This is a genomic window from Vibrio sp. YT-18, assembly GCF_033337345.1.
Taxonomy (GTDB): domain Bacteria; phylum Pseudomonadota; class Gammaproteobacteria; order Enterobacterales; family Vibrionaceae; genus Vibrio; species Vibrio alginolyticus.
Genome location: NZ_JAWOQO010000003.1, coordinates 181,674 through 204,174, shown reverse-complemented (window position 1 = coordinate 204,174; position 22,501 = coordinate 181,674). Strand labels below are relative to the sequence as shown.

General features: G+C 47.9%; 15 protein-coding genes. 8 read left to right on the top strand and 7 right to left on the bottom strand.

What is annotated here, in order from left to right; genetic code table 11:
- Positions 1-344 precede the first annotated feature (344 nt).
- The gene (locus R7M72_RS05665; RefSeq protein WP_005374721.1) at positions 345-1,298 is read left to right on the top strand and encodes a M23 family metallopeptidase; all 954 of its coding nucleotides are present in this window, start codon (positions 345-347) and stop codon (positions 1,296-1,298) included.
- Positions 1,202-1,654, top strand: a complete 453-nt coding sequence (locus R7M72_RS05660; RefSeq protein WP_080276973.1) for a polymer-forming cytoskeletal protein — start codon at positions 1,202-1,204, stop codon at positions 1,652-1,654. Before R7M72_RS05665 ends, R7M72_RS05660 begins: the two co-directional genes overlap by 97 nt.
- Before the next feature lie 87 nt (positions 1,655-1,741).
- On the opposite strand, the gene R7M72_RS05655 is transcribed toward R7M72_RS05660, so the two are convergent.
- Positions 1,742-4,492, bottom strand: a complete 2,751-nt coding sequence (locus tag R7M72_RS05655; protein ID WP_213973068.1) for a M16 family metallopeptidase — start codon at positions 4,490-4,492, stop codon at positions 1,742-1,744.
- 364 nt (positions 4,493-4,856) lie between these two features.
- On the opposite strand from R7M72_RS05655, the gene R7M72_RS05650 reads away from it, so the two are divergent.
- Positions 4,857-6,743, top strand: a complete 1,887-nt coding sequence (locus R7M72_RS05650; protein WP_025768674.1) for a methyl-accepting chemotaxis protein — start codon at positions 4,857-4,859, stop codon at positions 6,741-6,743.
- Between the two features lie 113 nt (positions 6,744-6,856).
- Here R7M72_RS05650 and fecE read toward each other — a convergent pair whose 3' ends face one another.
- The 6 genes from fecE to R7M72_RS05620 all read right to left on the bottom strand — a co-directional run bounded on the left by fecE (position 6,857) and on the right by R7M72_RS05620 (position 14,948).
- Entirely contained in the window at positions 6,857-7,621 is a 765-nt protein-coding gene (gene fecE, locus R7M72_RS05645; RefSeq protein WP_017634499.1) for a Fe(3+) dicitrate ABC transporter ATP-binding protein FecE, read from the bottom strand.
- A 2-nt stretch (positions 7,622-7,623) separates the two neighbouring features.
- Positions 7,624-8,595, bottom strand: coding sequence for a FecCD family ABC transporter permease (locus R7M72_RS05640; protein WP_318056100.1), 972 nt, complete (start codon positions 8,593-8,595; stop codon positions 7,624-7,626).
- Positions 8,592-9,551 (bottom strand): FecCD family ABC transporter permease, encoded by a 960-nt coding sequence (locus R7M72_RS05635; protein ID WP_395221061.1) that lies wholly within the window; start codon positions 9,549-9,551, stop codon positions 8,592-8,594. The genes R7M72_RS05640 and R7M72_RS05635 overlap by 4 nt, the downstream gene beginning before the upstream one ends.
- A gap of 74 nt (positions 9,552-9,625) precedes the next feature.
- Positions 9,626-10,549, bottom strand: coding sequence for a Fe(3+) dicitrate ABC transporter substrate-binding protein FecB (locus R7M72_RS05630; RefSeq protein WP_053308093.1), 924 nt, complete (start codon positions 10,547-10,549; stop codon positions 9,626-9,628).
- A 101-nt stretch (positions 10,550-10,650) separates the two neighbouring features.
- Positions 10,651-12,789 (bottom strand): TonB-dependent siderophore vibrioferrin receptor PvuA, encoded by a 2,139-nt coding sequence (pvuA, locus tag R7M72_RS05625; RefSeq protein ID WP_017634503.1) that lies wholly within the window; start codon positions 12,787-12,789, stop codon positions 10,651-10,653.
- Between the two features lie 122 nt (positions 12,790-12,911).
- The gene (locus R7M72_RS05620; protein ID WP_033906633.1) at positions 12,912-14,948 is read right to left on the bottom strand and encodes a TonB-dependent receptor; all 2,037 of its coding nucleotides are present in this window, start codon (positions 14,946-14,948) and stop codon (positions 12,912-12,914) included.
- Between the two features lie 250 nt (positions 14,949-15,198).
- On the opposite strand from R7M72_RS05620, the gene R7M72_RS05615 reads away from it, so the two are divergent.
- The 5 genes from R7M72_RS05615 to R7M72_RS05595 are packed head-to-tail and all read left to right on the top strand — an operon-like array spanning position 15,199 to position 22,447.
- Entirely contained in the window at positions 15,199-16,410 is a 1,212-nt protein-coding gene (locus R7M72_RS05615) for a hypothetical protein (protein WP_318056099.1), read from the top strand.
- Positions 16,407-18,239: an IucA/IucC family protein gene (locus R7M72_RS05610; RefSeq protein ID WP_285334793.1), complete on the top strand. Its 1,833-nt coding sequence runs from the start codon at positions 16,407-16,409 to the stop codon at positions 18,237-18,239. Before R7M72_RS05615 ends, R7M72_RS05610 begins: the two co-directional genes overlap by 4 nt.
- A 6-nt stretch (positions 18,240-18,245) precedes the next feature.
- The gene (locus tag R7M72_RS05605) at positions 18,246-19,451 is read left to right on the top strand and encodes an MFS transporter (RefSeq protein WP_053307987.1); all 1,206 of its coding nucleotides are present in this window, start codon (positions 18,246-18,248) and stop codon (positions 19,449-19,451) included.
- Entirely contained in the window at positions 19,423-21,252 is a 1,830-nt protein-coding gene (locus R7M72_RS05600) for an IucA/IucC family protein (RefSeq protein WP_318056098.1), read from the top strand. The genes R7M72_RS05605 and R7M72_RS05600 overlap by 29 nt, the downstream gene beginning before the upstream one ends.
- On the top strand, positions 21,245-22,447 hold the full coding sequence (locus R7M72_RS05595; protein WP_213903382.1) for a type III PLP-dependent enzyme: 1,203 nt from the start codon (positions 21,245-21,247) through the stop codon (positions 22,445-22,447). The genes R7M72_RS05600 and R7M72_RS05595 overlap by 8 nt, the downstream gene beginning before the upstream one ends.
- Positions 22,448-22,501: the final 54 nt, after the last annotated feature.

Below are 22,501 nucleotides of genomic sequence, written 5' to 3'. Positions count from 1 at the left end.
TTATCGATGTAATGAATGTCGGTTTGATAAATTATCCAACATTTATAAGGCAAACCGTGAAGTAAGTTGAATTGCGTGCGGATGCTATTGGCAATATTCACAATCCAATTTCTCGGATAACCGCCTTAAAAATCATAATATTCAGTTAAATGAAGCGATTTGGAGTAATTACGACCAAAATCAGCAGAATATTAAATCTTTATTGAGTCTTTTATCTAATATCTGAAAACGCCTCACGACCTGACACTTCTTTCCAATTTGCCTCTGGCAGTCCCTACTCGTTTTCCTTACATTCCTACTAACTCAGTGACGAGACGTATACCAAATACGAGCAATAGAAGACGATGAAAGACCAGTTGACGATCTCTATATCAACTATCAATGGCTCAAGACATTGGTACTTCAGTAAAAGGATGCAACGCAACATAAAAACGTTTTTCGTTTTTTTTGTTGTTGCTCTGGCCGCGACCGTAATCTTAATTCATCACTTGTACACTCGCGTTGATAATGCAGCGTTAAAACAAGCTGAATTGACAGAGCATTCACGCACCATGGGTGAAGAGCTCAGCACACTGAAAACACTTAAATCAGAGCTAGAAAATGACCTTTCAGAACGGGAAGAACGGGTACAACTTGTTTCGGAACGTTTGGGTGAATTAGAGAAAGTGCTTGGGGTTGGAGAACATACCTCGACAAATAACTTGGATGCTAGGCTCGATGCAGCGGCGATAACCTCAAACGTTCGCATGGTGTTATTAAACCAAATACCAAGTGGCTCTCCAGTCGGCAACGTACGGCTATCTTCCGGATTCGGTAAGCGTATCCATCCGGTGACAAAAGTTGCCAAAATGCATCGTGGGCTCGATTTTGCCGTAAATATCGGTACCAAAATTTATGCCCCTGCCGATGGGGTAGTGGAAGTTACCCGCCGCAGTAATAAAGGCTCTGGTAACTTCCTCAGGCTACAACATTCTTTCGGTTTTTCGAGTTCTTATTCGCACTTGAAAGCGTTCAAAGTAAAAAGTGGTCAGTTCGTCAAAAAAGGGCAGCTGATTGCAATTTCCGGCAACAGTGGGCTCTCTTCTGGCCCTCACCTGCATTACGAGGTGCGATTTGTTGGGCGAGCACTGAATCCGAAACCATTTGTCGATTGGAGCCTTAATGATTTCGAAGACATTTTTACTAAGGAGCGAAGAATACGATGGGAATCTTTAATCAAAACAGTGGAACAACGAGTAGCTCAGCAGCTTCAACTCTCATCGCCAAAGGCTGTTCTCTTAGCGGAGAACTCAAAGTAGAAAACGATGTCCAGATTGATGGCATCGTCGATGGTCAAATTAACGTGGAAGGCACTCTCGTTGTCGCAGAAAGCGGGCGAGTAAACGGTGAAATCTACGCTAAACAGCTGATCATTAATGGCATGATGGACGGAAACTGTCACGCAGAACACATTCAAGTGCTTGCCAAGGGACGCGTAAGCGGTAGGATCTGGAGCAATAACCTCAGCATTGAACCTGGTGGCAAATTCTTTGGTGAAGCAGCCGAATTACCTGAAAAGGAAGTGGTAACGTTAAAGGGTAAGGCTCAAGACAGTGCGATCACAAAAGAAAATAACACCAACAATGAAAAGCGACTTTCGCGTAAATCAGCATAAAAGCTTTGATTAAAGTGCTTAAAAAAGACGGCTTTCACGCCGTCTTTTTTATTACTATTGCCACGATTTTCGTCAGAAACTACGTGATTATTCGGCCGGATTTAAAACCATTACCGAGCGTTTTGCTTGTGGACCAAAAGCTGATTTTGCATGCGCTTTCACTTCATCTAACGTCACACTTTTAGCCACTTTCTCAACGTCAAGCAACACATCGACGCCGTAATCATGCACCAAATAACGAGTATATGCCCATGATCTCTGTGCTGGGTTGTCATCCAATCCTTGCATCGCGACTGCCAGTTGTTTCGCGGCCGTATCCACTTCTTTTTGGGTAATATTTGACGCTAAACCATCAAACACTTTGCCTAGTTTACTCTCTAAAAGTGCCACGTCTTCGGGCTCAACTTGAGACTCCAAGAGCCAATCAGAGATGGGTTCGCGATCTTGTGTCATGGTGTAAATGCTCGGGCTGTAATCAAGGCTAGACTCTTCTCGCACAATATCCAAAACACGTGCATTACTAATACGTTGCAAAATATCTTCGATAACCGTGTCTCTTGCCGTACGTTGGTAATCGCTCGTATTAGTCAAACGCATTACATACAACGATGAAGGTTCATGCCCATCCGCAACCACAGTTCGCTCCGGCACTTCCGGGTTAAACGCAACGTGATAATCAATCGAACGACTCGGTTTCATTTCGATAGAGGCCACATATTTACGCAAAAGTGGTGTAATTTCTTCCGGCTCTACGTTTGCAACAATAACCATCTTAAAACCATCATTGGTTTTGAAAAGTTGCTCATGCACCGCTAGTATCTGCTCGGAAGTCACTTGTTCAACATCATCACTGGACACTATACGATGACGACTACCCGGCAAATAAGAATTGCCGTTTGCTTTTTGAATCAGTTTTCCCATCGGTGATTCAAAAAAAGCGCCGCTCTGCTGTTTAAACTCTTGCTTCGCTGCTGCCATCTGGCGCTCGTCGACTTTAATCTCCGTCGCTAGGTTGTATAGTCCATTCAAAGCATCAGTTAGGTGCGTATTTGGCGCCGTAATTTGTGCTCCGTGACTGGTCGCATCAAGCATCGCGCCAAGCGCAATGTTGTTTTTGCGTAAGTAGCTATCTAGCTCTGAACCAGAAAATGCCCCTAACCCACTGCGTATTGCCGTTGTTGCTGCGATTTCATAAGCGGCATACAACGTCGGATCAACAGCGGCTTTACCACCTTGGCTCGCATAGTAAATATACGCTCGACCACCCGCTTTAGTATCTTTTTGGAACCACACTTCGACACCGTTTGATAGCGTATAGACTTGAAAACCACCCGCTTCCTGACGCATGCTCGTGATGCTGCCTTCCTGGGTAGGCTTTAAGAATCCATCCACTTTGTCATACATCTCTAACGGTTTTTCGCCAGTTTGAAGATAGGCACTGTTTAGAGCGGCAAATACACCATTGAACTGTTCTGACGTTTCGCTTTTCCCCAAACCAATAAAAAAGCTTGGCTGCTGAGATAACAAAGCCGCCAATTGTGTGTTAATGCTCTCTAAATTCTCGTTGTTGATGAATTCTGCCAAACTCTGGGCATAATTCTCTTTTGATTGGCTGACACTGTCTTGTCCAATTTGAAAAACACGTGCTTCTGCGTAACTGTTTGGCTTACGCTGACTCCAATCTGAATCAATATTTGCAAGTTCACCTTGCCAATTTGACATAACGCTATCTAACTCGGATTGAGTCGCACCATAATCTCTCAACGACGCCAAGGTACGAATGAAAGTCTGGTGCATTTGTTCGCGGCGATCTGGTGCAAACGAAATCCCTGCCGACATCATACGCTGATAGTTAGAGTAATAGGGCTCTGCATAAGCGTATTGAAAAGGTTCAGCGGCATCACTGAGTACACGGATCAAACGCTGTTGAATGAGTTGTGTTGCGACTTCATCACGCCACACTTCATGTTGTTGCTCAATCGTCGTGCCGCCACTTAGACCACGCTCAATCACTAAATGAAGACTTGGTGATTCCATCGTGTTACTTGGCAAGATTCTGTTTTCGTTGTTCACTCGAATATCACGGCGCTTCTCTATTACCGTATCCGAGGTACTTTCCCAGTTCGAGAACTTGCTTTTGATAATCTTGGACAGTGAATCTACGTCGATATTACCAGTCACAATCAACTCGGCATTTTGTGGCTGGTACCACTTGTCGTAAAACGCCTTTAACTTACTCGAGGAAGCGTTTTGAATCGCTTCGCGAGTACCAATTGGGTCATGTTCACCATACATAGTGCCTTCAATCGAGGCTTGGTAAGCATGCATAGAAAAGGACTTATCATCTGGATTAGCACGTCGCCATTCCCCAAGAATCACCCCTTTTTCTTTCTCTACTTGCTCAGGAGCAAACTCAAGTCCGTTACCGATATCTCTCATCCACTTCAGGGCATCTTCTAGCTTCGTATTATTCGCAAGGTCAAGTTGGTAAGACGTTTGCTGATAACTGGTAAAAGCGTTGATATCAGCGCCAAAGCTACCACCAGATTGCTCAAAAAGTTTGACAACGTCGTTACCGGTAAAATGCTCACTACCATTAAACGCCATATGCTCAACAAAGTGAGCGTAACCCTTTTGAGAAGATGTTTCTTGGAATGAGCCGATATTCATCACCAAACGGACCGAGACTTCTTGGTCTTCTGTTGGATAGAGATGGTATTTCATACCGTTCGATAACTGGTCCACGTGCCAGTTGGCGTCAGGTTGAATCGGCGTCGACTGTTGTATCAGAGCACACCCTGACACTAATAACGCGGGGACTAACAATATACTGCGCATAACGATTGCCCATAACAATGATTAAGCTAATCAATATATATCCGGTGCTATAACCTTCACATTTTTAATGGATTATCAGACACGCAAATGTGATAAAGATCACCATTTATTGAAATCAATTCTCATTTACAAAAATCGACAAATCCTTACTTTACAAATACATAAATAATATCGTTCCAAATCCTTTTGCTTATTTGGTGTAAAACTCAAATTCGCGACATGGAGTCAGTATTTATTTTGAGCAATAAAATATAATTATTGAACAGATTCGAATCTGACTTTCTGCTGCATATTCAACAGCGCAGAGAGCACTGATGAGAATAAAAACACAACAACTATTATTCAAAGATCTATTATTCGCTTTATGTTCAAAAATCTATCATTAAAAAACAAACTGGCAATCTCTGCCAGTGCCGCCATCATTCTAGGGGGAGTGCTGGTAGAGGGGCTGTCTTTTCGAGATTCATTAAATAGGCTCGATGTCGAAGTCGCACAGCGACTAGAAAGCACTAGCGCATCTTACAATCAATACGTAAAGGACTGGCTACTCTCTAAAGAGCGCGCACTAACTTCACTCTCTTCTGATTCAGAGAAACGTTCTCTGGTTACGCATTTGAAACAAGTCCGAGACTCTGGCGCGTTCGATAACGTTTTCCTCGCTTACCCGGACGGGTCACAAGACAACGCTAATGGGGTGGTTTTGCCACCAGGTAATAACGATCCTCGTAAGTGGGGCTGGTACACCAATGCAATCGCCAACCCATCGAAAGTCTTTATGGATAACCCGACCGTCGCAGCTGCCACGGGGGCTAACGTCGTGTCGCTCGGTAAAGCCCTGCAATTGCATGGTCAAACCGTCGTTCTGGGTGCTGACGTAGAGATCGGTGATATCCTGAACAGTCTCAACCAAGTGATCCTACCGGGTGAAGGTTATATGTTTATTGCCAATGAACAGGGCAATATTTTCACTCATAACAACGGTAAACTGCTGAATCAACCGGTTAGCAAGCTGGGCCTCAACAACAACGACATTACGTCTGCCGCACGTTCAGGTACAGAGCGTCGCGTCTCTATTAACGGCACCGAATATGTGATTTACGCGCGCCACATAGAGGGTACCAAGCTCACAACAGTGACGGTGTTAGATCAAAACTCGTTGGTTGCCCCACTTTACGATGCTGTTTGGGATCAGATCATCGCAACCACCATCGTCGTCGTTATCTGCGTAGCTTTGTTTAATCTGCTATGTAACATCTTGTTCCGTCCGCTCTACAACGTTTCGAATGCGCTTGCACAAATCGCAAACGGTAGCGGCGACCTAACTCAACGCATCAAAGTAGAAAACCGTGACGAAGTTGGTGAGCTGGCTGAAAACTTCAACCAGTTCGTTGAAAGTTTGCAGCAACTTATTGGTCACATTCGTCACCAAGCGGAAGAACTGAGCCAACAATCGGAGCTGAGCACGAATCGCGCGAATCAATCGGTTTCCGATCTGAACCATCAGCAACAAGAAATCACTATGGTGGCGACCGCTGTGACTGAAATGGCATCAGCAACGCAAGAGATTGCAGCACATGCAGAGCAGACGGCTAAGGCCGCTCAAGACTCTTCAGCAAGCACACAAAACGGTCATGAGTTGGTGATCAATTCCAAATCGTCCATCAATAATTTGTCTTCTGAAGTCAACCAAGCGAGCGTTGTCATCGGTGAGCTCAACCAGCACGCGCAAGACATCTCAACCGTGCTATCAACGATTCGAGACATCGCAGAGCAAACCAACTTACTGGCTCTAAATGCGGCTATTGAAGCGGCTCGTGCAGGTGAGCAAGGTCGCGGTTTTGCCGTTGTTGCAGACGAGGTTCGCGTGCTATCACAACGCACACACACCTCAACCGAAGAGATTCGCTCGACGATCGAGACCTTGCAGCAAACCACACAACGCGCAGTGACCATCATGGATACAAGCTCTCAGCTCGCGCAAGGTTCGGTGGAAGATGCTGATCGCGCAGCACTGGCTCTGGATGAAATCAACGCAGCCGTTGCGCTGATCAGCGATATGGCAACGCAAATTGCGACCGCCGCCGAAGAGCAAACGCACGTAACCAATGAAATCACGCAAAACGTCACGTCCATTAAAGATGTGACCGATCACTTGGTAGTTGGTGCCGAAGAATCGATGAATCAATCTGCTGAGCTGAAATCGCAAGCTGAGGATCTCAACTCGAAAGTAGCAACATTTAAACTGGCTTAAACGCCACGTTAAGAACGCTCTTAAAAACAACCCCCGCTAGCAACTTGTTACTAGCGGGGGTTGTTTTTAAGGAACGACGTTTTTATTGCAGATGGCTTTCGAAAGACGTAAACCTACACCGCCACACACATCGGCGTGCCTGAGATTGGGTCGTTAAATACTCTCGCTTGTAAATCAAACACCGATGACAACATGCCTTCTGTCATTACCTCTTGCGGCGTTCCCTGCGTGACTAACTGACCTTTTTCCAACACCACCAAATGATCGCAGTAACGGCACGCTTGGTTTAGATCGTGCAGCACTACCACCACAGTTTTGCCTTTGTCGTTCATCTGCCTCATGAGTTTCATCAGCTCAACTTGGTGAGAAAGATCCAAGTAAGTGGTTGGCTCATCAAGCATCACTACGTCGGTATCTTGCGCCATTACCATCGCAATCCACGCCCTTTGCCTTTGACCGCCAGACAGCGATTCAACTGGCTTGTCAGCAAACTCAATCACGCCAGTATCTTGCATTGCTTGCTCGACTAAGGTCTTGTCTTGTTGACTTAACCGGCCCCAATGAGAGAGATAAGGCGAGCGGCCATATTCGACCAGTTTTCTGACGGTAATACCTTCAGGACTGACAAGAATCTGCGGCAGCAAAGACAACGAACGCGCCAAGCGTTTATCACCGTAGCTGCTTAGTGGTTTGTCGTCATACAACACTTGGCCAGAAGCGGGTTTATTGATGCGTACCAAGGTTTTTAATAGTGTCGATTTACCGCAACCATTTGGACCAACTAGTGCGGTAATTTTACCTTGAGGAATCGACAAAGAGAGATCTGGAATGATGGTCTGTTTGCCGTACGCGACGGATAAGTTCTGCGTTCGTAACATGCTTACCAACCTCTATAACGATACAAAAGAAAAATGAAATATGGTGCGCCAATAACAGATGTCAGCACTCCCGCTGGTAGCTCAATTGGCGGCTGTAAGCCTCTCGCTAAACCATCGGCGCAAATCACCAACAAAGCGCCAAGGGTTGCAGCGGCTGGAATCAACAACTTGTGGTTGTGGCCAAACAGCAAACGCGCAAGATGCGGCGCAAGCAGGCCAACAAAGCTGATCGTGCCTGCCACAGACACACTGATACTCGCCAATAGCACGGCAGAAATCAACGCAATAATTTGGATCTGTCTTGGTTTCGTGCCAAGTGTAGTGGCGCTTTCTTCTCCCAGTCCCATAACATCTAGCCGCCAAGCCAGCCAAAACGCCAATGGTAGTAGCAGCAATAAAGCACTCCAAATAAACGGCACTTGTTGCCAGTTTCGTCCCCACAAACTGCCGGTTAGCCATACCATCGCCGTGTTGATTTCAATAGGGTGCACAATCAGAAGAAAATCGATACCGCTGGCTAAAAATGCGCTGACAGCAACACCAATCAGCGCCAAACGTGCTGGTGTTGGTTTCGACCAGTAAGCCAGCACAGCAATAAAGCCAGCAGCAAGCAAGCCTCCCGACATGGCGACCATCGGCAACATTGCCACTGGCGCATTCGGATACAGCACCAAACAAGCGGTAGCCGCCAGTCCTGCTCCGGCGCTTATCCCCATTAAATCTGGTGAGGCAAGTGGATTACGGATGACGCCTTGAACTAAAACGCCTGACAGCCCCAACCCAGCGCCCACGCCAATGGCGAGCAACATTCTCGGTAATCGATATTGGTGAATCACAAAGTCCGAGTCAGAGAAAGAAAACAGCAATGCAAAAACCTGTTGAGCCGACATGTTCGCCGCGCCAACAAACAGCGTGAGAGAAGACGCAATCAGCAACAATCCAACTAATGCAAACAGTTTGGTTTGATTCATCATGATGATTTCCTCATTGCAATCGCGATAAAGCAAGGTGTGCCCAACAGCGCGGTAATCACGCCCACTGGCGTTTCAGCCGGAAAGGCAATCGCGCGTGATAAAGCATCTGACCACGTGACCAATGCCGCGCCACACAAGGCGGAAACCGGAATGAGAATGTGATAGTTGTGACCAACAATCGGGCGTACCAAGTGCGGCACTAACAACCCGACAAAGCCAATTGGTCCAGCAATCGCTACGCTAGTTCCTGCCAACAGCACAACCGCTAAACCACTGATTAATCGCGTAAGACGAATGTTACCACCCAACCCGACAGCAACTTCGTCCCCCAACGCGAGTAAATTTAAGTTTCGCGCTAAGCCCATGGCGAGCACCAAACCTAAAGTCGCAAAAGGCCACAGTTGCTGCCACTGCTCAGAATCTACCGCGGAGAGTGAACCCGTTAACCAATGCAACACGCTGTAAGCCATGTCATCCGCCAAAATTACCGACGCACGAGTTAACCCTATCAGCAGTGCACTGATGGCAATGCCCGCTAGCACTAAACGCAATGGGTGAGAACGCGCGGAGAAAAAACCGCCCAACAACATGGCCGCACCACCACTTAGTAGCGCGCCGAGTACTGCGTTGATGATTGGGTTCAATTGACTAAAGAATGGTACGCCGATGGACGCCAAGGCCATAAAACACGCCGCACCTGCATTAATGCCGAGAATGGATGGCGACGCCAAAGGGTTACGAGTCAATCCTTGCATCAGCACTCCGGATACCGCAAGCGAAGCGCCAATTAATAACCCAGCATAGGTACGAGGCGCACGCAGCGTCGCGAGGATTTGATGCAGCATATTGCCCTCATCAAACGCAAACCAATAGCTTGTCAGATCATTAACGCTCAAAGAAAAGTTGGACCAGCCAATCATTGAGGCTGCATAGCCTGAGAGCGTACACAACGCCATAGCACAGACAAACAAGCTCGCTTTCCAATGCGATTTGCTAACCGAAGACGCGCTTTCCGAGCTTATCGCCGAACTCATGAGCGCTCCAATAACGCTTCAAGATTGCGGGCAATTTCTTCCGCAGCCAACATGCCGCGATTTAACGACCACAGTTCAGGAGATACCTCAACAAGTTGCTGTTTTTTCGCAGCGGTTAGCAGCTTAAATAATGGGTTTTTGCGCCACTCATCCACAATATTTGGTTGAGAGTAAAGTCCAACTAACAACCAATCAGGGTTGGTTCTTAGTAAAAGTTCGAAACTGGTTGGGATATACGCTTTTTGCTCAGATGGAGCCAGCGGGCTTTGGATGCCCAGCGTACTCAAAACGCCCCCAGCGTAAGAAACCGGGCTATGCAGCCACATCCCTTTGTCAGAAACCACACCAAACTGAATGGTTTCTTGTGTCGCAAAATGCTGTTTGAACTCCGCCATTGTCTGTTTGTGCTGCTCAATTCGTTGTGTCATTTTCGCTTGCTTGCCAATCGCAACCCCGATTTTCTGTGCAGATTCGAGGTTTTCTTTATACGTCTCTCCACGGCTTTTTAACAGCAAGGTTGGCGCAATTCGCTGCAAATCTTGATAAATCGCGCGATGACGTTCGGCATCGGCAATGATCAAATCCGGCTTGAGCACCGCAATCGCCTCTAAACTCGGTTGTGAACGCATGCCGACCGATTGCCAAGGTTCAATCTTGGCGCGAACAGCAGGGATGACTCGTGTGGCATCGTTGTCATCGGCGACGCCTACAGGTGAGACATCGACTGCCGCTAATGCATCGACAAACGAAAATTCTAAAACCACAATACGTTGAGGTATCGCTTCTAGCTCAAAAGTGCCTTGCTCATCTTGCACGCTGCGCACCTGAGCACTTGCGGAAAATGACATAAAAACTGAGCTCAACAGCATCAGCAAAACGGTTGAAAAGTGTTTGATCGTAAATTGTTTTTTATTTTTCATCTTGCTTTTTTCCAGTGCTAAGTGTTTTCCAGTACCTAAGATCGGCAAAGTCGCCAAGGTAAATTGGCGACTTTTCTTTTCAAACTCGGTGAACGAAACGCTTAAAACTGATAGTTCAGATCCAGTGTGTAAGAGCGTCCCGGAGCTGGGTACCGACCAACTGGGCTGGTATCAATCCCACGGAAGTAATACTCCTCGTCAAACAAGTTGTTTACTGCAACATTCATGCGTAACTTGCCTTTGTCGTCTTTGTATAAATCCGTACCTAAGTTGAAGTTCCACACCATGTAAGACGGCACTTTGCCCGTTGCACCTGTTGCGTCTTCGGCACTGGTGTTGGCGTTATCGGTATACGAATCACTGAAGTAGAAGCCCGATAGCGTGGTGTCCATGCCGTAAAACGCGTAGGTCGCATCCCAACCAAGTTGATGTTTAGAGGTGTAAGGCAGCTGGTTACCTTTATTCGCACCCTCTTCTTCAAGCGTGGCATCGAGGTAGTTGTAACTTGCGCCCAAGCTCAGAGCAGGTAGAACTTCAGGCACGTAACGAGCAGAAAGTTCTAAACCTTGGTGAAGTGTTTTTCCGATGTTATCGAAGGTCTGCGTTGAGCTTTGCCATTGCAGTTGGTCTTCAAAATCGATGCGATAAAGTGCAGCGTTAAAACTGGTCGCATCTTGGGTGTAACGCGCGCCGACTTCGTAGTTCCAAGCCAGTTCGCTCCCTTCTTCACCCAAGCCTCGGATGTAGGCAATTTGTGGCGCACGAAGTGATTTTTGCGCGTTCGCATACGTCACCCACTGATCAGTTAAGTTGTATGCCACCGTCAAACCTGGCAACCATTCCGTCACGGTGTTGTCTGCTGTTTGTTTTTTACCACGATCGGTAAACGTCATTCGAACCGACTCAACACGCAACCCAGGCGTTACCTTCAATGTATCATTGAACAAACCAATTTCGTTGCTAACGTATCCAGCAAACGCGTCCGTATCTAGATGCCAATCACGCGGAACGCTGGTTGCACCACCGGCGATTGGAGTCTGAGTGAGTTTGTAGTCAATGTCTTCATTAACATAACGGGTACCCACGATCCAGTTTTGAGTAACGGATTTACCTTCGCCAAAGTACATCGCCATTTTTGGCTCTATACCATACACGGTAAATTCACGTGGAGAGGTACGAACGTCCGTCGCTGGCAGAGCCGGATCCGCCCAATGGCCACCCGCGCTGTTAAAGCCCCACTTGAAAAGACGCTCTGACTTATGGCCAAACGTTAGCACTTCTAGCTCGGCACTGTCGGCAAATGGCAAATCGTGGATGTACTTAACACTCCAGCGCGTCGACTTACCTTCATAATCATCGTAAGGACGTTTCGATTGGTGACGATCTTGCTCGTAATCTTGTGGCGAAAGTGCGCCCGGCATTTGCGTTTCAGCATCGTAACGTTGCAGGAATGCTTGAATCTCTTGAGTGTCACTCAGTAGCCACTGTGCTTTGGCTTGGAAGTTCTTCACGTCCGTATCGGAATGTTCACGGAAGCTTTCACCTTTTAGGAAGTTACCTTCCAACTGTAGTGCAAATGTGTCGCTTAACCAGCCGCCCGTGCGTAGGTAAAAATCATTCAGCGGCGCATCACCGCCATCAAACACGGTAAGGCGGTTACTGATTTCAGTTTGCCACGTGTGTGGAATCGGTTTGGTCACTAAGTTGATCACACCACCGACGTTGTTTGGGCCGTACTGTACTGCGGCACCACCGCGTACAATGTCAATACGATCAAGCATCGACAGTGTTGCTGGGAAGATAGACTGACCAGTGTGACCATATGGCGCAAGTGTTAGCGGTACACCATCCATCAAGAACTGAGCATGACCACTACGGCTTGCTTTCAAACCACGTACGGAAATGTTAGGCAATACGCCCGTTCCGCTTTCATCCTGAACTTTAATACCCGGCACGCGCTGTAGCGCGTTATCAATCGAGCCTGCGGCGGTTTTCTCGATTTGATCGCGGGTAATGACGGTACGAGCACCTGGGTACTCTTTGACGTCTTCAATTTCAGATTTACCAATCACGCTACCAGTGACAACGACGGTTTCCATCGCGGTAGTTTGTTCTTTTTTAGCAGGAGCGGCAACCGCGCTCATGGATGTGGCAGAAGCGATTGCAATCGCAAGCACACTGTAAGTGGTAGACAAACCAGCACGTACACGCACTTTACCATCCAAATTCTGGTAAGACATTAAGGTCTCCTTTGCGAGAAATTGAGCCTCGGGCAAAACATTTCCCGTAGGCTCTCGGGGCTAAAACATCCTCAATAAGAGGCAAAAAATCGGCTAACGTGCGCCAACTACGCACAACAAGCCTAGAACTGGTATCCGTAGCTAAGCATGAACTCGGCTGGTGCGCCGTAGCCAATCTGGTTTAGGCCAGACGTGCCGTTTGTTGCGCCAAGAATGTATTTCTCATCCAAAATGTTGTAAGCGTTCGCTTGGATCTTGTGACGACCAGTGGTGTACGCCGCCATCAAATCCACCGTTGTGTAATCGCCAAGTGCGACGGCTTCGTCGTTACCTGCGTAACGGTCGCCCACGTACTTCACACCACCGCCTAAACGCCAGTTGTCATCCAATTGGTAAGTGCTCCAAAGAGAGAACAAGTGGTCTGATACATCGTTCGGCTTTTTGCCTGTGGCTTTGTCTTCCGCATCTAAGTAGCTGTAACCAACAGAGATGTCCCACTGTTTGGTGATTTGACCGCGAGCCTCTAATTCAATACCTTGGTGACGCACTTCAATTTTATCGATCACATCGCCGTCCACGTTAGTTTGTGGTTGCTCTTGATCAATCTGGAACAGTGCCGCATTCAACATTAATGCGTTATCCAAAAGGTACGCTTTCGCACCCACCTCTTTTAAGTCGGTGTGGAAGAATTCCGCCAATTTTGGATTGATGTAGATACCAGCGTACGGTAACTGCCAAGAGCGCGCTAAACTGGCGTATACGGATGTGTCGGAATTGATGCGGTATACCAAACCAGCACGGTAGCTGACTTTGTCATCATCCAATTTTTCCTTATCTGAGCCCGCTTTTTGTTGTTCGAGTTCCATCGAGTCGTAACGCACGTTACCGATCAAAGAAAGGTCACCCCACGTATAGACGTCTTGCACATACAAACCTGTCGTGGTGGTGGTATTGTCACGAAATGGCTTAAAGCCCGGATCAGGCGTTGGACCAACGACTGGGTCGTAGATATTTTGCGGAGGAAGCGTTTTGTCACTTGCCAACGTTAGGTCGATATCGATCTGGTTGAAATCTGCACCCACCATCAATTGATTGTCCCTGGTTTCCCAAACCAACTCCGATTGTAAAGTGGTCGTAGTACGTGGATCGTAACCAAAGTTGTTGACGGTTTGAGACACTTCATTACCCGTCACTTTGCCCTGACGCGTGCCTTTTTGCTCAAGTTCGATATGGTTGAACGCCGCTCGGTTGTTCCATACCCATTGATCATTCAGACGCCATTCGTAATCCACCGCAATACGGAGACTGTCTGACTCCTGATAGTCGTTTGTGCCGCCAAAGTAAGTGCTTACTGGCAAATCAACTGGCTTGCCATTTTTTGATGGCACACCACGATACGGCACTAGTTCTTGATGGGCGTATTCCACGTCAATATCAATGGTGTGACCGTCCGCTGGTAACACACGAATGGTCGGTGCAATGAAGAAATCGTTTGAATCAACATGATCAACGTACGAGTCGGCTTGACGGTATTCCAAGTTAATACGCCCGTTGACCTTATCTGTAAACGCCATTGAGCTGTCGACCTGACCAACATACTGGTTGTTGCTGCCTACACTACCGTTTACGTGAGTAAAATTCTCACCGTTAGCGCGTTTCGTCACCAAGTTGATGATGCCCCCAGCCGAACCGCGGCCATACAAAGCACCCGCAGGGCCTTTCACAATTTCAACGCGTTCAACGTTCGCTAAGCTGCGGTAAGACTGCAACGTACCGTCATCTCGCAAGCCATCACGGTACATATCGTTGAGTGAATCAAAACCACGGATCATGAACTGATCGCGGCTGCCTTCGCCCAAGGTGTTATTGACCCCGGCTACCCCATCTAGCGCATCCACTAAACGCACCGCGCCTCGGTCTTGCATTTCTGTTTTCGTTACTACGGATACCGCTTGTGGCACATCAAGCCATTCCACATCGGTTTTGGTGCCTGATTGAGGCATGTGTTCAGCATAACCTTCGTACTGATGACCGAAGACTTGAATCGTTTCAGTTGCTGATGAGGTTGAGTTCGTCTCTTCTGAAGCCACTGCGCTTGGTGCTACTAATGAAGAACCAATCGCGACCGCCAAGGGGGTCAGGGTCAATAATTTATTCATTCCATAATTCCGTTTAGTTGTTATAAAGCCAACGAATGTAAATAAGAACAAATATTATTTCTATTTGCAATATTAATTTTATGCTCTATATTTATTTACCCTAAAAACACAACTAACAACAAAAAAAACCAAATATCATAACAATAAATACTAAAACTTCTGCCCTCCGTCTCGAGAGAGGCACATTGGAAGACGACCGTGAGCGACTTTATCAACGTTAGAAGAAAATGTTAGAAAATTAGGAAAGCTCATGAAATCTACGATGATTATCGTAAGTCATGTCGTTAACGATGCAGTCACTCACGGCTTTGTGCCTGCAGCTAAAGCGATGGACCTTCACGTCGTTCTTATCACCGACCACAAGCTAAGCCATTTAGAGCTGGCGAGTCGTGATAGTCACTTTAATCCGGATACCATTCTAGAATGTGATGTCTTCAACCCATTAGAACTCATCGAAACCATCACGGAGCATGAATTAAAGCCAGACGCTATTTTCAGCAATAGTGATCACTTACAAACTTCCACCGCCATCTGCGCGCAATTTTTTGGCCTCCCATCCAAAGATTGGTCTGTCACGTTAAAGGCCAAAAACAAACACTTAACTCGACAGGTGTTAAATGAAAAATCCTTACCCAACACACAAAGCTGTTTGCTGCATCGCCATTCGAATGTGGCATTAGGCATGGCCTTCCCTGTCGTAGCAAAACCCAAAGAAGGCGTGGCAAGTTTAGATGTACAGCGCTGTGACTCCCAAAGCGAGCTCGATGCTTACTCCGAGGCGTTTTGGCAAAAGCACCCAAACACCGCCATTCTGGTGGAGCAGTTTCTTCAAGGACCGTTGGTTACGCTCGAAACTTTAGGAGACGGTAACCAACTTATCGCCGTGGGCGGTTTTGATGTGTCGCTCTCTGAGCCGCCTTACTTTATCGAAACCGCCGCAGACTGGAACGGACCAAACGGCATTGCTCACCGAGAAGCTTGCTTGGCTCAACTTAAAGCGTTCGGCGTTGGTTTTGGAGTTTGCCACAGCGAATTTATCATTACGGAAAATGGCCCGGTTCTGGTGGAAATTAACTACCGCAGTATTGGAGATGGCCGCGAATTCTTGCTCAACAATCTCGTTCACTTCGGTTGGTTTAGCACAATTTTGGGTCTGCATTTGGGCCGAAGATTGGCCGGCGATTACCAAATTCATGGGTCAGCGCACGTGCACTATGTGGTTGCGGAGCACAGTGGTGTGATTGATGGAGATTCAACCTCCTTCATCCAACACGATGACGATATCATCACTCAGCAACAGGTACTAAAAACCGCTGGAGAACACTTCCAACAGAGTTATTCCAATAAGGATTATCTCGCCCGAATTTCGATTGTCTCACCATCAGGGCGAAACCTCGACCAAGCGCTGCAGAACGCGCTTAGCAATTTCGATCTCGCTCCGACTCGTGAGGTGGCAGCATGAATGACGACGCTTTGTATCTAACGCAACGATTGATCGACACTTGCTTACGCGAAGACATGTTTGGCATTTTGTCGAAAGCCAAGTTCAGTAGCGACGCGCCAAAAGGGGGAATTGTTCCTCAAGGCGAGCAAGTCTGGCTGATATTTGCCAACTCTGATTTCACGTTGTATTTACCCGTTGCGCCAACGTATTACATGCAGCACTGGCGCTACGGTCACGCCAATGAAGAAGCACCACAAGGTTGGTGGGTGGAGAAAAATGGCCAAGTCGAACATCAACAACATTACAAAGAGTGGATTGCACTACTAACGACACTGGCGCATGACAGCTCTCACGAATTGTTGGCGGGATACCTTCAAGAACTGGAATGTGCAGAGAAACACAAAGCGCTGTGTGACCAAGCGTTTCATCATCACGCAGACCACATTTCTCAACCAATATCCGAGCTTGGTTCTTGGCATAAAAAGCTGCTGCTAGCCGACCAGATCGCTTCTTACCTTGACCATCCGTACTATCCAACTGCGCGGGCGAAGTTTGGTCTGAGCGATAAAGACCTAGCTAAGTACGCGCCCGAGTTCGCACAAAGCTTTGCTCTGCATTGGATTGCGATTGAAAAATCACTGGTAACATTAACCAGCGGACAACCTGATTGCTGGCCAACCATGGAGCAAGTGGGGCTTCCTGCTGATTTTGCACTGAGCCACGTTCTGTTCCCTGCACACCCGCTCACCCTGCGATCTTTAGAAGCCTTACCCGAAGGTGTGATAGAAGCGCCTTTAACGTATCTAGACGTGACGCCGACGCTTTCCGTTCGTACTGTGGTCGTCAACGAGGCACCGCACATTCACATCAAGGTTCCGCTGATCATGCGATCGCTAGGCACGAAAAATATTCGCTTAATCAAGCCTTCAACACTGTATGACGGCCACTGGTTTGAACGCCTACTCAGCCACCTTGAACAAACGGACGCCGATTTAAACAGTCGCTTGTTCCATTGCAACGAAAAACACGGTGGACACGTCGGCGAGGATAAGACCTTTGCGTACATCGTACGTGAGTATCCACTTATTCATTGCGAAGACAAAGCGCTAGTTCCGGTTGCCGCACTGGCAAGCCCAATGCCTGACGACCGCTTGTTTTTAGAACATTTGGCGGAGCAGTACTATCAACAAGATACGCTGGCTTGGTTCCAAGATTACGCCGACCTATTATGCCAAGTGCACCTCACCTTGTGGCTTCGTTATGGCATCGCATTGGAGTCCAACCAGCAAAACGCCATCATTGCATTTGATCAACAGGGCAAAATGACGCTCGCGATGAAAGACAACGACGCGGCGCGAATTTGGCCAGAGCGCTTCCACTTTGCAACAGAGCATGCTGCCCAAAAACACGGCGCAAAACTACTTCCAGTGGATTGCGATGAACTGCTCGATCAACGCATCAAAGTCGACAATGAATTGGCGCTCGGTCAGATGTTTACCACCATCACATTACAATTGGATATCGCAGCGATTGTAGAAGCCATGGCAGCGAAGGGCATTGCCTCTTCAGCATCGCTTTACGCCATCGTGGCCAAAAGCATTGCAGAGCAACTCAACCGATTGGAAGGCGAAGGGTTAGAGACAAAACTGGCTCGCGAGTTACTGCAAGAGGCACCTGATTTGTACGCCAAGTACTTGTTGAGCTCTGGCAGTTTGCTCTCGAAAGAAGCCTCCGGCGCGAGTGACATCAATAAGTTCTATGGTTTGTCGGCCCCGAACTTCTTACTGCTTTCTAGCGAAGAAGCGCAGCGCGCCTACTTAGAAGCCATCAAAAAAAGCGTACGTTAAACGATTATGACCAAACTCATCTACAGTGTGTTGTTGTGCCACTTTATCGCTGCGTTTGCCGCGTTAGGTATGCCGCTATTTCTACCCGTCGTGTTGCCAACGTTAGGCGCAAGCATTGATGCGGACTGGGCAGGGGTATTGTTTATCCTACCTACGTTTTGTACTGCGTTGGCAGCGCGATTTTGGGGCAACTTTGCCGATCGCTACGGTCGCCGCCGCTCACTCTTGCGTGCGCAACTTGGCCTTGCAGCAGGGTTTGCGCTGTGCGGCTTGGCAGACAACCTCGCCATGTTTGTGTTTGGTCTTATTGTTCAAGGAACCTTTGGCGGCACCATGGCCGCCTCGAACAGCTACTTATCTAGTCAAATTAAAGAAGCCAAAACACTCGGCAAGTCACTCAATAAAACCCAACTATCTGCTCGCTTGGCGCTGATCGTTGCGCCTATTGGGCTCGGCTGGAGCTTGTCAGAGACCAACCCGCTCAACGCGTACCTTTGGTTATGCGTTTTGCCTTTGATTGCGATGGGCATCACGCTAACACTGCCAGCGGATAAACCCGCCGACCAAAACCTCGAAAAGCCAAACTCAGAACCTCAGCAAGAAAAACCGGTTGCACAGAAAAACGCAATGCATGCCATTCGTTGGATCTTCTTTGCTCAATTCGGGTTTGCGTTTTCTATGGTGGTGACCTTTCCTTATTTCTCGCCGTTTGTGCAGCAATATGGCATCACTAACCACGCATGGATCGGTTTTTTGTACGCACTGCCGCATGGCGTCTATCTGTTGCTGGCAGGAAAAATTCACGTGTTGTCAGATGGGTTGAATCGCCATCAACCGCTGCGCACGTTGTGGCTTGGGTTTGCATTGCTTGCCGTGAGCTCTGCCTTGCATTTGATTGCGTCCGAAACCGCACTCATTGCTGCGAGAATTATCTTCGGCATCGCGATGGTGTGTTGTTATCACGGATTGCATCAGCATCTTGCGAGCAATCTGGATCGCAAACTCAGTGGCAAAGTATTTTCTCGCTTTGATGCCATGTCCAAATGGGGTGGCGTGGCAGCGGGATTTTGCGCTTCTTTCATTTCCAGCTTGGGGCTACTTGAGGTTCCTTTCCTACTTTCTGCGATAGTCAGCGTAATCACCTTGATCGCGCTGGTTCTCCACTCAAAATTTGGAAATCAACATGTTACAAACTCAATCCTCTCAGACTAGCGAGTTGCGCGCGCATGAGGTGCAGCTCAACCGTGAGAAAGCCCAACTCAACACGATAATGGGTGTTCTTAATTGTTACTTACGTGAATTTGCGCTACCGAATCAACAAGTGGAATGGCACTACCAATCGACATCGCTACCCCAAACGTTAAAACGCAACTATCCCGCTAAACAGCGGATAGCCGTTCATCTTTCTCAACAAAATGGCGTGTTGGTTTTGCCGATTCACTACGCGAGCAAACTGGGCAAAATCAAATTGGCAGAACTGCCTTGGGCGAAAATGCCGGGATCTGGTTGGGCGAAATTGGATGCCACGCAAACTCTTACGCTTTTGCTTAACTATCTCAAGCAGGTATTGGCTATCCCGTTTAACCATGAGCTGATCGAACAACTGGAAAATAGCGTGCTGGTTACCGAGCAGTTTCTCAACGTCGCGCCCAAATCGCATCACAACGAATTTATCGCTTCGGAACAATCTCTGATTTGGGGGCATACTTTCCATCCGACCCCGAAAAGTCGTTCGGGCGTCACCATGGATGATCTCTTAGCGTTTTCTCCAGAAGTCGGCGCGCAAGTCCCGCTGTACTGGTTTGAAGTGGATACGTCCTTACTTGATGTGCTGAGTTCCGACGGAGAAGCTAACCCTGCGCAACGCATGCTACAACAGCTCGCGCCACAACACGCCACCAGCGATGGGAAGACCCTCTACCCTTGTCATCCTTGGGAAAGCTACACCATTTTGAGCAACCCAAGCGTGAAGCGTGCCATTGAACAAGGCAAGATCACGCCACTGGGTTTAGGTGGTGAAAAGATGCAGCCGACCTCTTCAGTTCGTACTCTCTACCACCCTGACATGGACTGGTTTGCGAAATTCTCCATCAACGTACGATTAACCAATTGCGTGCGCAAAAACGCGTGGTACGAACTCGACAGCGCCGTGCAACTCACGTCGATTCTCAAACCAATTAGAGAAAACGAACAGCTGCACAACCCCGTATTTAAAGTGATGACAGAGCCTTACGCCACCACGTTGAATCTAGAAAGTGTCGCTGAGCACAACTGGGACGACAACACCAAAGCACGCGAATCGTTTGGGATTTTGTATCGCGAAAATTTCTCGCTGAGCGAAGTCGACATCTTGAAACCAACCCTCGCTGGCGCTCTGTTTGCTTACGACAAAAACGGCAACAGTTGCATTGCTCAACGCCTTAAAAACAAAGCGCGTACAACGCAAAATCGCTATTCCGACATCGCGACACTGTGGTTTGAACGCTATTTGCATTGCCTGATCCCGGGCGTGTTTAATTACTACTTCAAACACGGGGTGGCGTTTGAGCCGCATTTGCAAAACACCTTAATTGGCTTTGAGCAAGAGATACCGTGTTGTGTTTGGATTCGTGATTTGGAAGGCACTAAATTACTGCCGGAGTTCTGGCCAGCAGAAACATTAACTGACTTGTCTGAACGCGCGCGACAATCGGTTTACTACAGTCGCGAACAAGGCTGGAATCGCATCGGATACTGCACCTTTATCAACAACATCAGCGAAGCGATTTTCTTCATCGCAGAAGGTGATGAGCCACTAGAGCAAACGCTGTGGAATGCGGTGCAAAGTGCCATTGTGCGTTGGCAGTCAGTGAATGGAAAACAGCCGGAACTAGAAGCGTTGCAGAATGGCGGTCACTTCCCAAGCAAAAATAATTTCACCACGCGTTTGATGCAAAAAGCCGATAAGGAGTCGGGCTATACCCAAGTCGCTGCGCCTTGGCAGCAACACGAAAAAGGAGCGCAACATGTCTAATTCACTCTCTCTACCGACACGCGTTAGCCAGCAAATTCACACGCTCGCACAGCAGCAAAATCAACCCTTGTGCGCGTACTTGTATGATCTAAACGCCTTAGAAGAACACATCAAACAAATGCGCCACGTTTTGCCGAAAAATGTCGAGCTATTTTACGCAGCCAAAGCCAATCCATCAGGCCCGATTCTTAAAACGCTCGCGCCGTATGTCGATGGTTTTGAAGCGGCATCTGGTGGGGAGTTGGCACACCTCCACCAGCAACAACTCGATAAGCCATTGATCTTCGGCGGCCCAGGAAAAATGCCAAGTGAATTGCAACAAGCGATTGAGCTGGATGTCGATGCGATTCATGTCGAAAGCCTCACCGAGCTAAAGCGCATTGGAGCACTAACCGAGCGCCTCAACCGCCCTACTTCGATCTTTTTGCGTATGAACATCGATATTGGCGACATCACGCTCAGCAAGTTGGCGATGGGCGGCAAGCCAACTCCTTTTGGTTTGGACGAGTCCGAACTGAGTAATGCTTTGATGTTGCTGCGCGATTTCCCGCAAGTGTCACTGAAAGGTTTCCATTTTCACTTGATGTCGCATCAGCTCGATGTTGAGCGTCACTTAGCGTTAATGCAGCGCTATTTCCAAGTCGTAAAAGCGTGGCAACAGGAGTTCGAACTCGGTGAGCTAATGATCAACTTGGGCGGCGGCATGGGCATCAACTACCAAAACCCTGAGCAACACTTTCCGTGGATGGAGTTTTGCGACAAGTTGGAATTCCTCATCGCTAAAGAGCAAGCGCAAGACTGGACACTGCGTTTTGAATGCGGACGTTTCATCACGGCGGCATGCGGTTATTACGTGATGGAAGTACTGGATATTAAGCAAAATCTTGGCGAAAACTTTGTCATCGCACGCGGGGGAACTCACCACTTCCGCACGCCAGCAGCGCAGAGTCATGACCATCCATTCGTCATCCTGAAAAGCGAGCAACACCATGAGATTTCTCACCCAATTCAGCATGCACAAGCGACCTTTGTCGGCCAGCTTTGTACGCCCAAAGATGTGCTGGCACGCAATCAACACGTCGCCCATGTCGATATTGGTGATTATGTTGTGTTTACCTTAGCAGGCGCCTATGCGTGGAACATCTCCCATCAAAACTTCTTGATGCATGAACCGCCGATCTTCCACTATTTTTAAACGGCATACTTCGCTTCATTCAAGCCCCAATCATTGGGGCTTTTTTATTCCACT

What these genes read in the sequence shown, in the direction of transcription:
- R7M72_RS05665 (WP_005374721.1), top strand. Translation starts at nt 345, where the DNA reads ATGAAAGACCAGTTGACGATCTCTATATCAACTATCAATGGCTCAAGA.
- R7M72_RS05635 (WP_395221061.1), bottom strand. Translation starts at nt 9,551, where the DNA reads ATGGCGTTGTGTACGCTCTCAGGCTATGCAGCCTCAATGATTGGCTGG.
- R7M72_RS05640 (WP_318056100.1), bottom strand. Translation starts at nt 8,595, where the DNA reads ATGATGAATCAAACCAAACTGTTTGCATTAGTTGGATTGTTGCTGATT.
- R7M72_RS05595 (WP_213903382.1), top strand. Translation starts at nt 21,245, where the DNA reads ATGTCTAATTCACTCTCTCTACCGACACGCGTTAGCCAGCAAATTCAC.
- R7M72_RS05630 (WP_053308093.1), bottom strand. Translation starts at nt 10,549, where the DNA reads ATGAAAAATAAAAAACAATTTACGATCAAACACTTTTCAACCGTTTTG.
- R7M72_RS05610 (WP_285334793.1), top strand. Translation starts at nt 16,407, where the DNA reads ATGAATGACGACGCTTTGTATCTAACGCAACGATTGATCGACACTTGC.
- R7M72_RS05600 (WP_318056098.1), top strand. Translation starts at nt 19,423, where the DNA reads ATGTTACAAACTCAATCCTCTCAGACTAGCGAGTTGCGCGCGCATGAG.
- pvuA (WP_017634503.1), bottom strand. Translation starts at nt 12,789, where the DNA reads ATGTCTTACCAGAATTTGGATGGTAAAGTGCGTGTACGTGCTGGTTTG.
- R7M72_RS05615 (WP_318056099.1), top strand. Translation starts at nt 15,199, where the DNA reads ATGAAATCTACGATGATTATCGTAAGTCATGTCGTTAACGATGCAGTC.
- R7M72_RS05655 (WP_213973068.1), bottom strand. Translation starts at nt 4,492, where the DNA reads ATGCGCAGTATATTGTTAGTCCCCGCGTTATTAGTGTCAGGGTGTGCT.
- R7M72_RS05605 (WP_053307987.1), top strand. Translation starts at nt 18,246, where the DNA reads ATGACCAAACTCATCTACAGTGTGTTGTTGTGCCACTTTATCGCTGCG.
- R7M72_RS05620 (WP_033906633.1), bottom strand. Translation starts at nt 14,948, where the DNA reads ATGAATAAATTATTGACCCTGACCCCCTTGGCGGTCGCGATTGGTTCT.
- R7M72_RS05660 (WP_080276973.1), top strand. Translation starts at nt 1,202, where the DNA reads ATGGGAATCTTTAATCAAAACAGTGGAACAACGAGTAGCTCAGCAGCT.
- fecE (WP_017634499.1), bottom strand. Translation starts at nt 7,621, where the DNA reads ATGTTACGAACGCAGAACTTATCCGTCGCGTACGGCAAACAGACCATC.
- R7M72_RS05650 (WP_025768674.1), top strand. Translation starts at nt 4,857, where the DNA reads ATGTTCAAAAATCTATCATTAAAAAACAAACTGGCAATCTCTGCCAGT.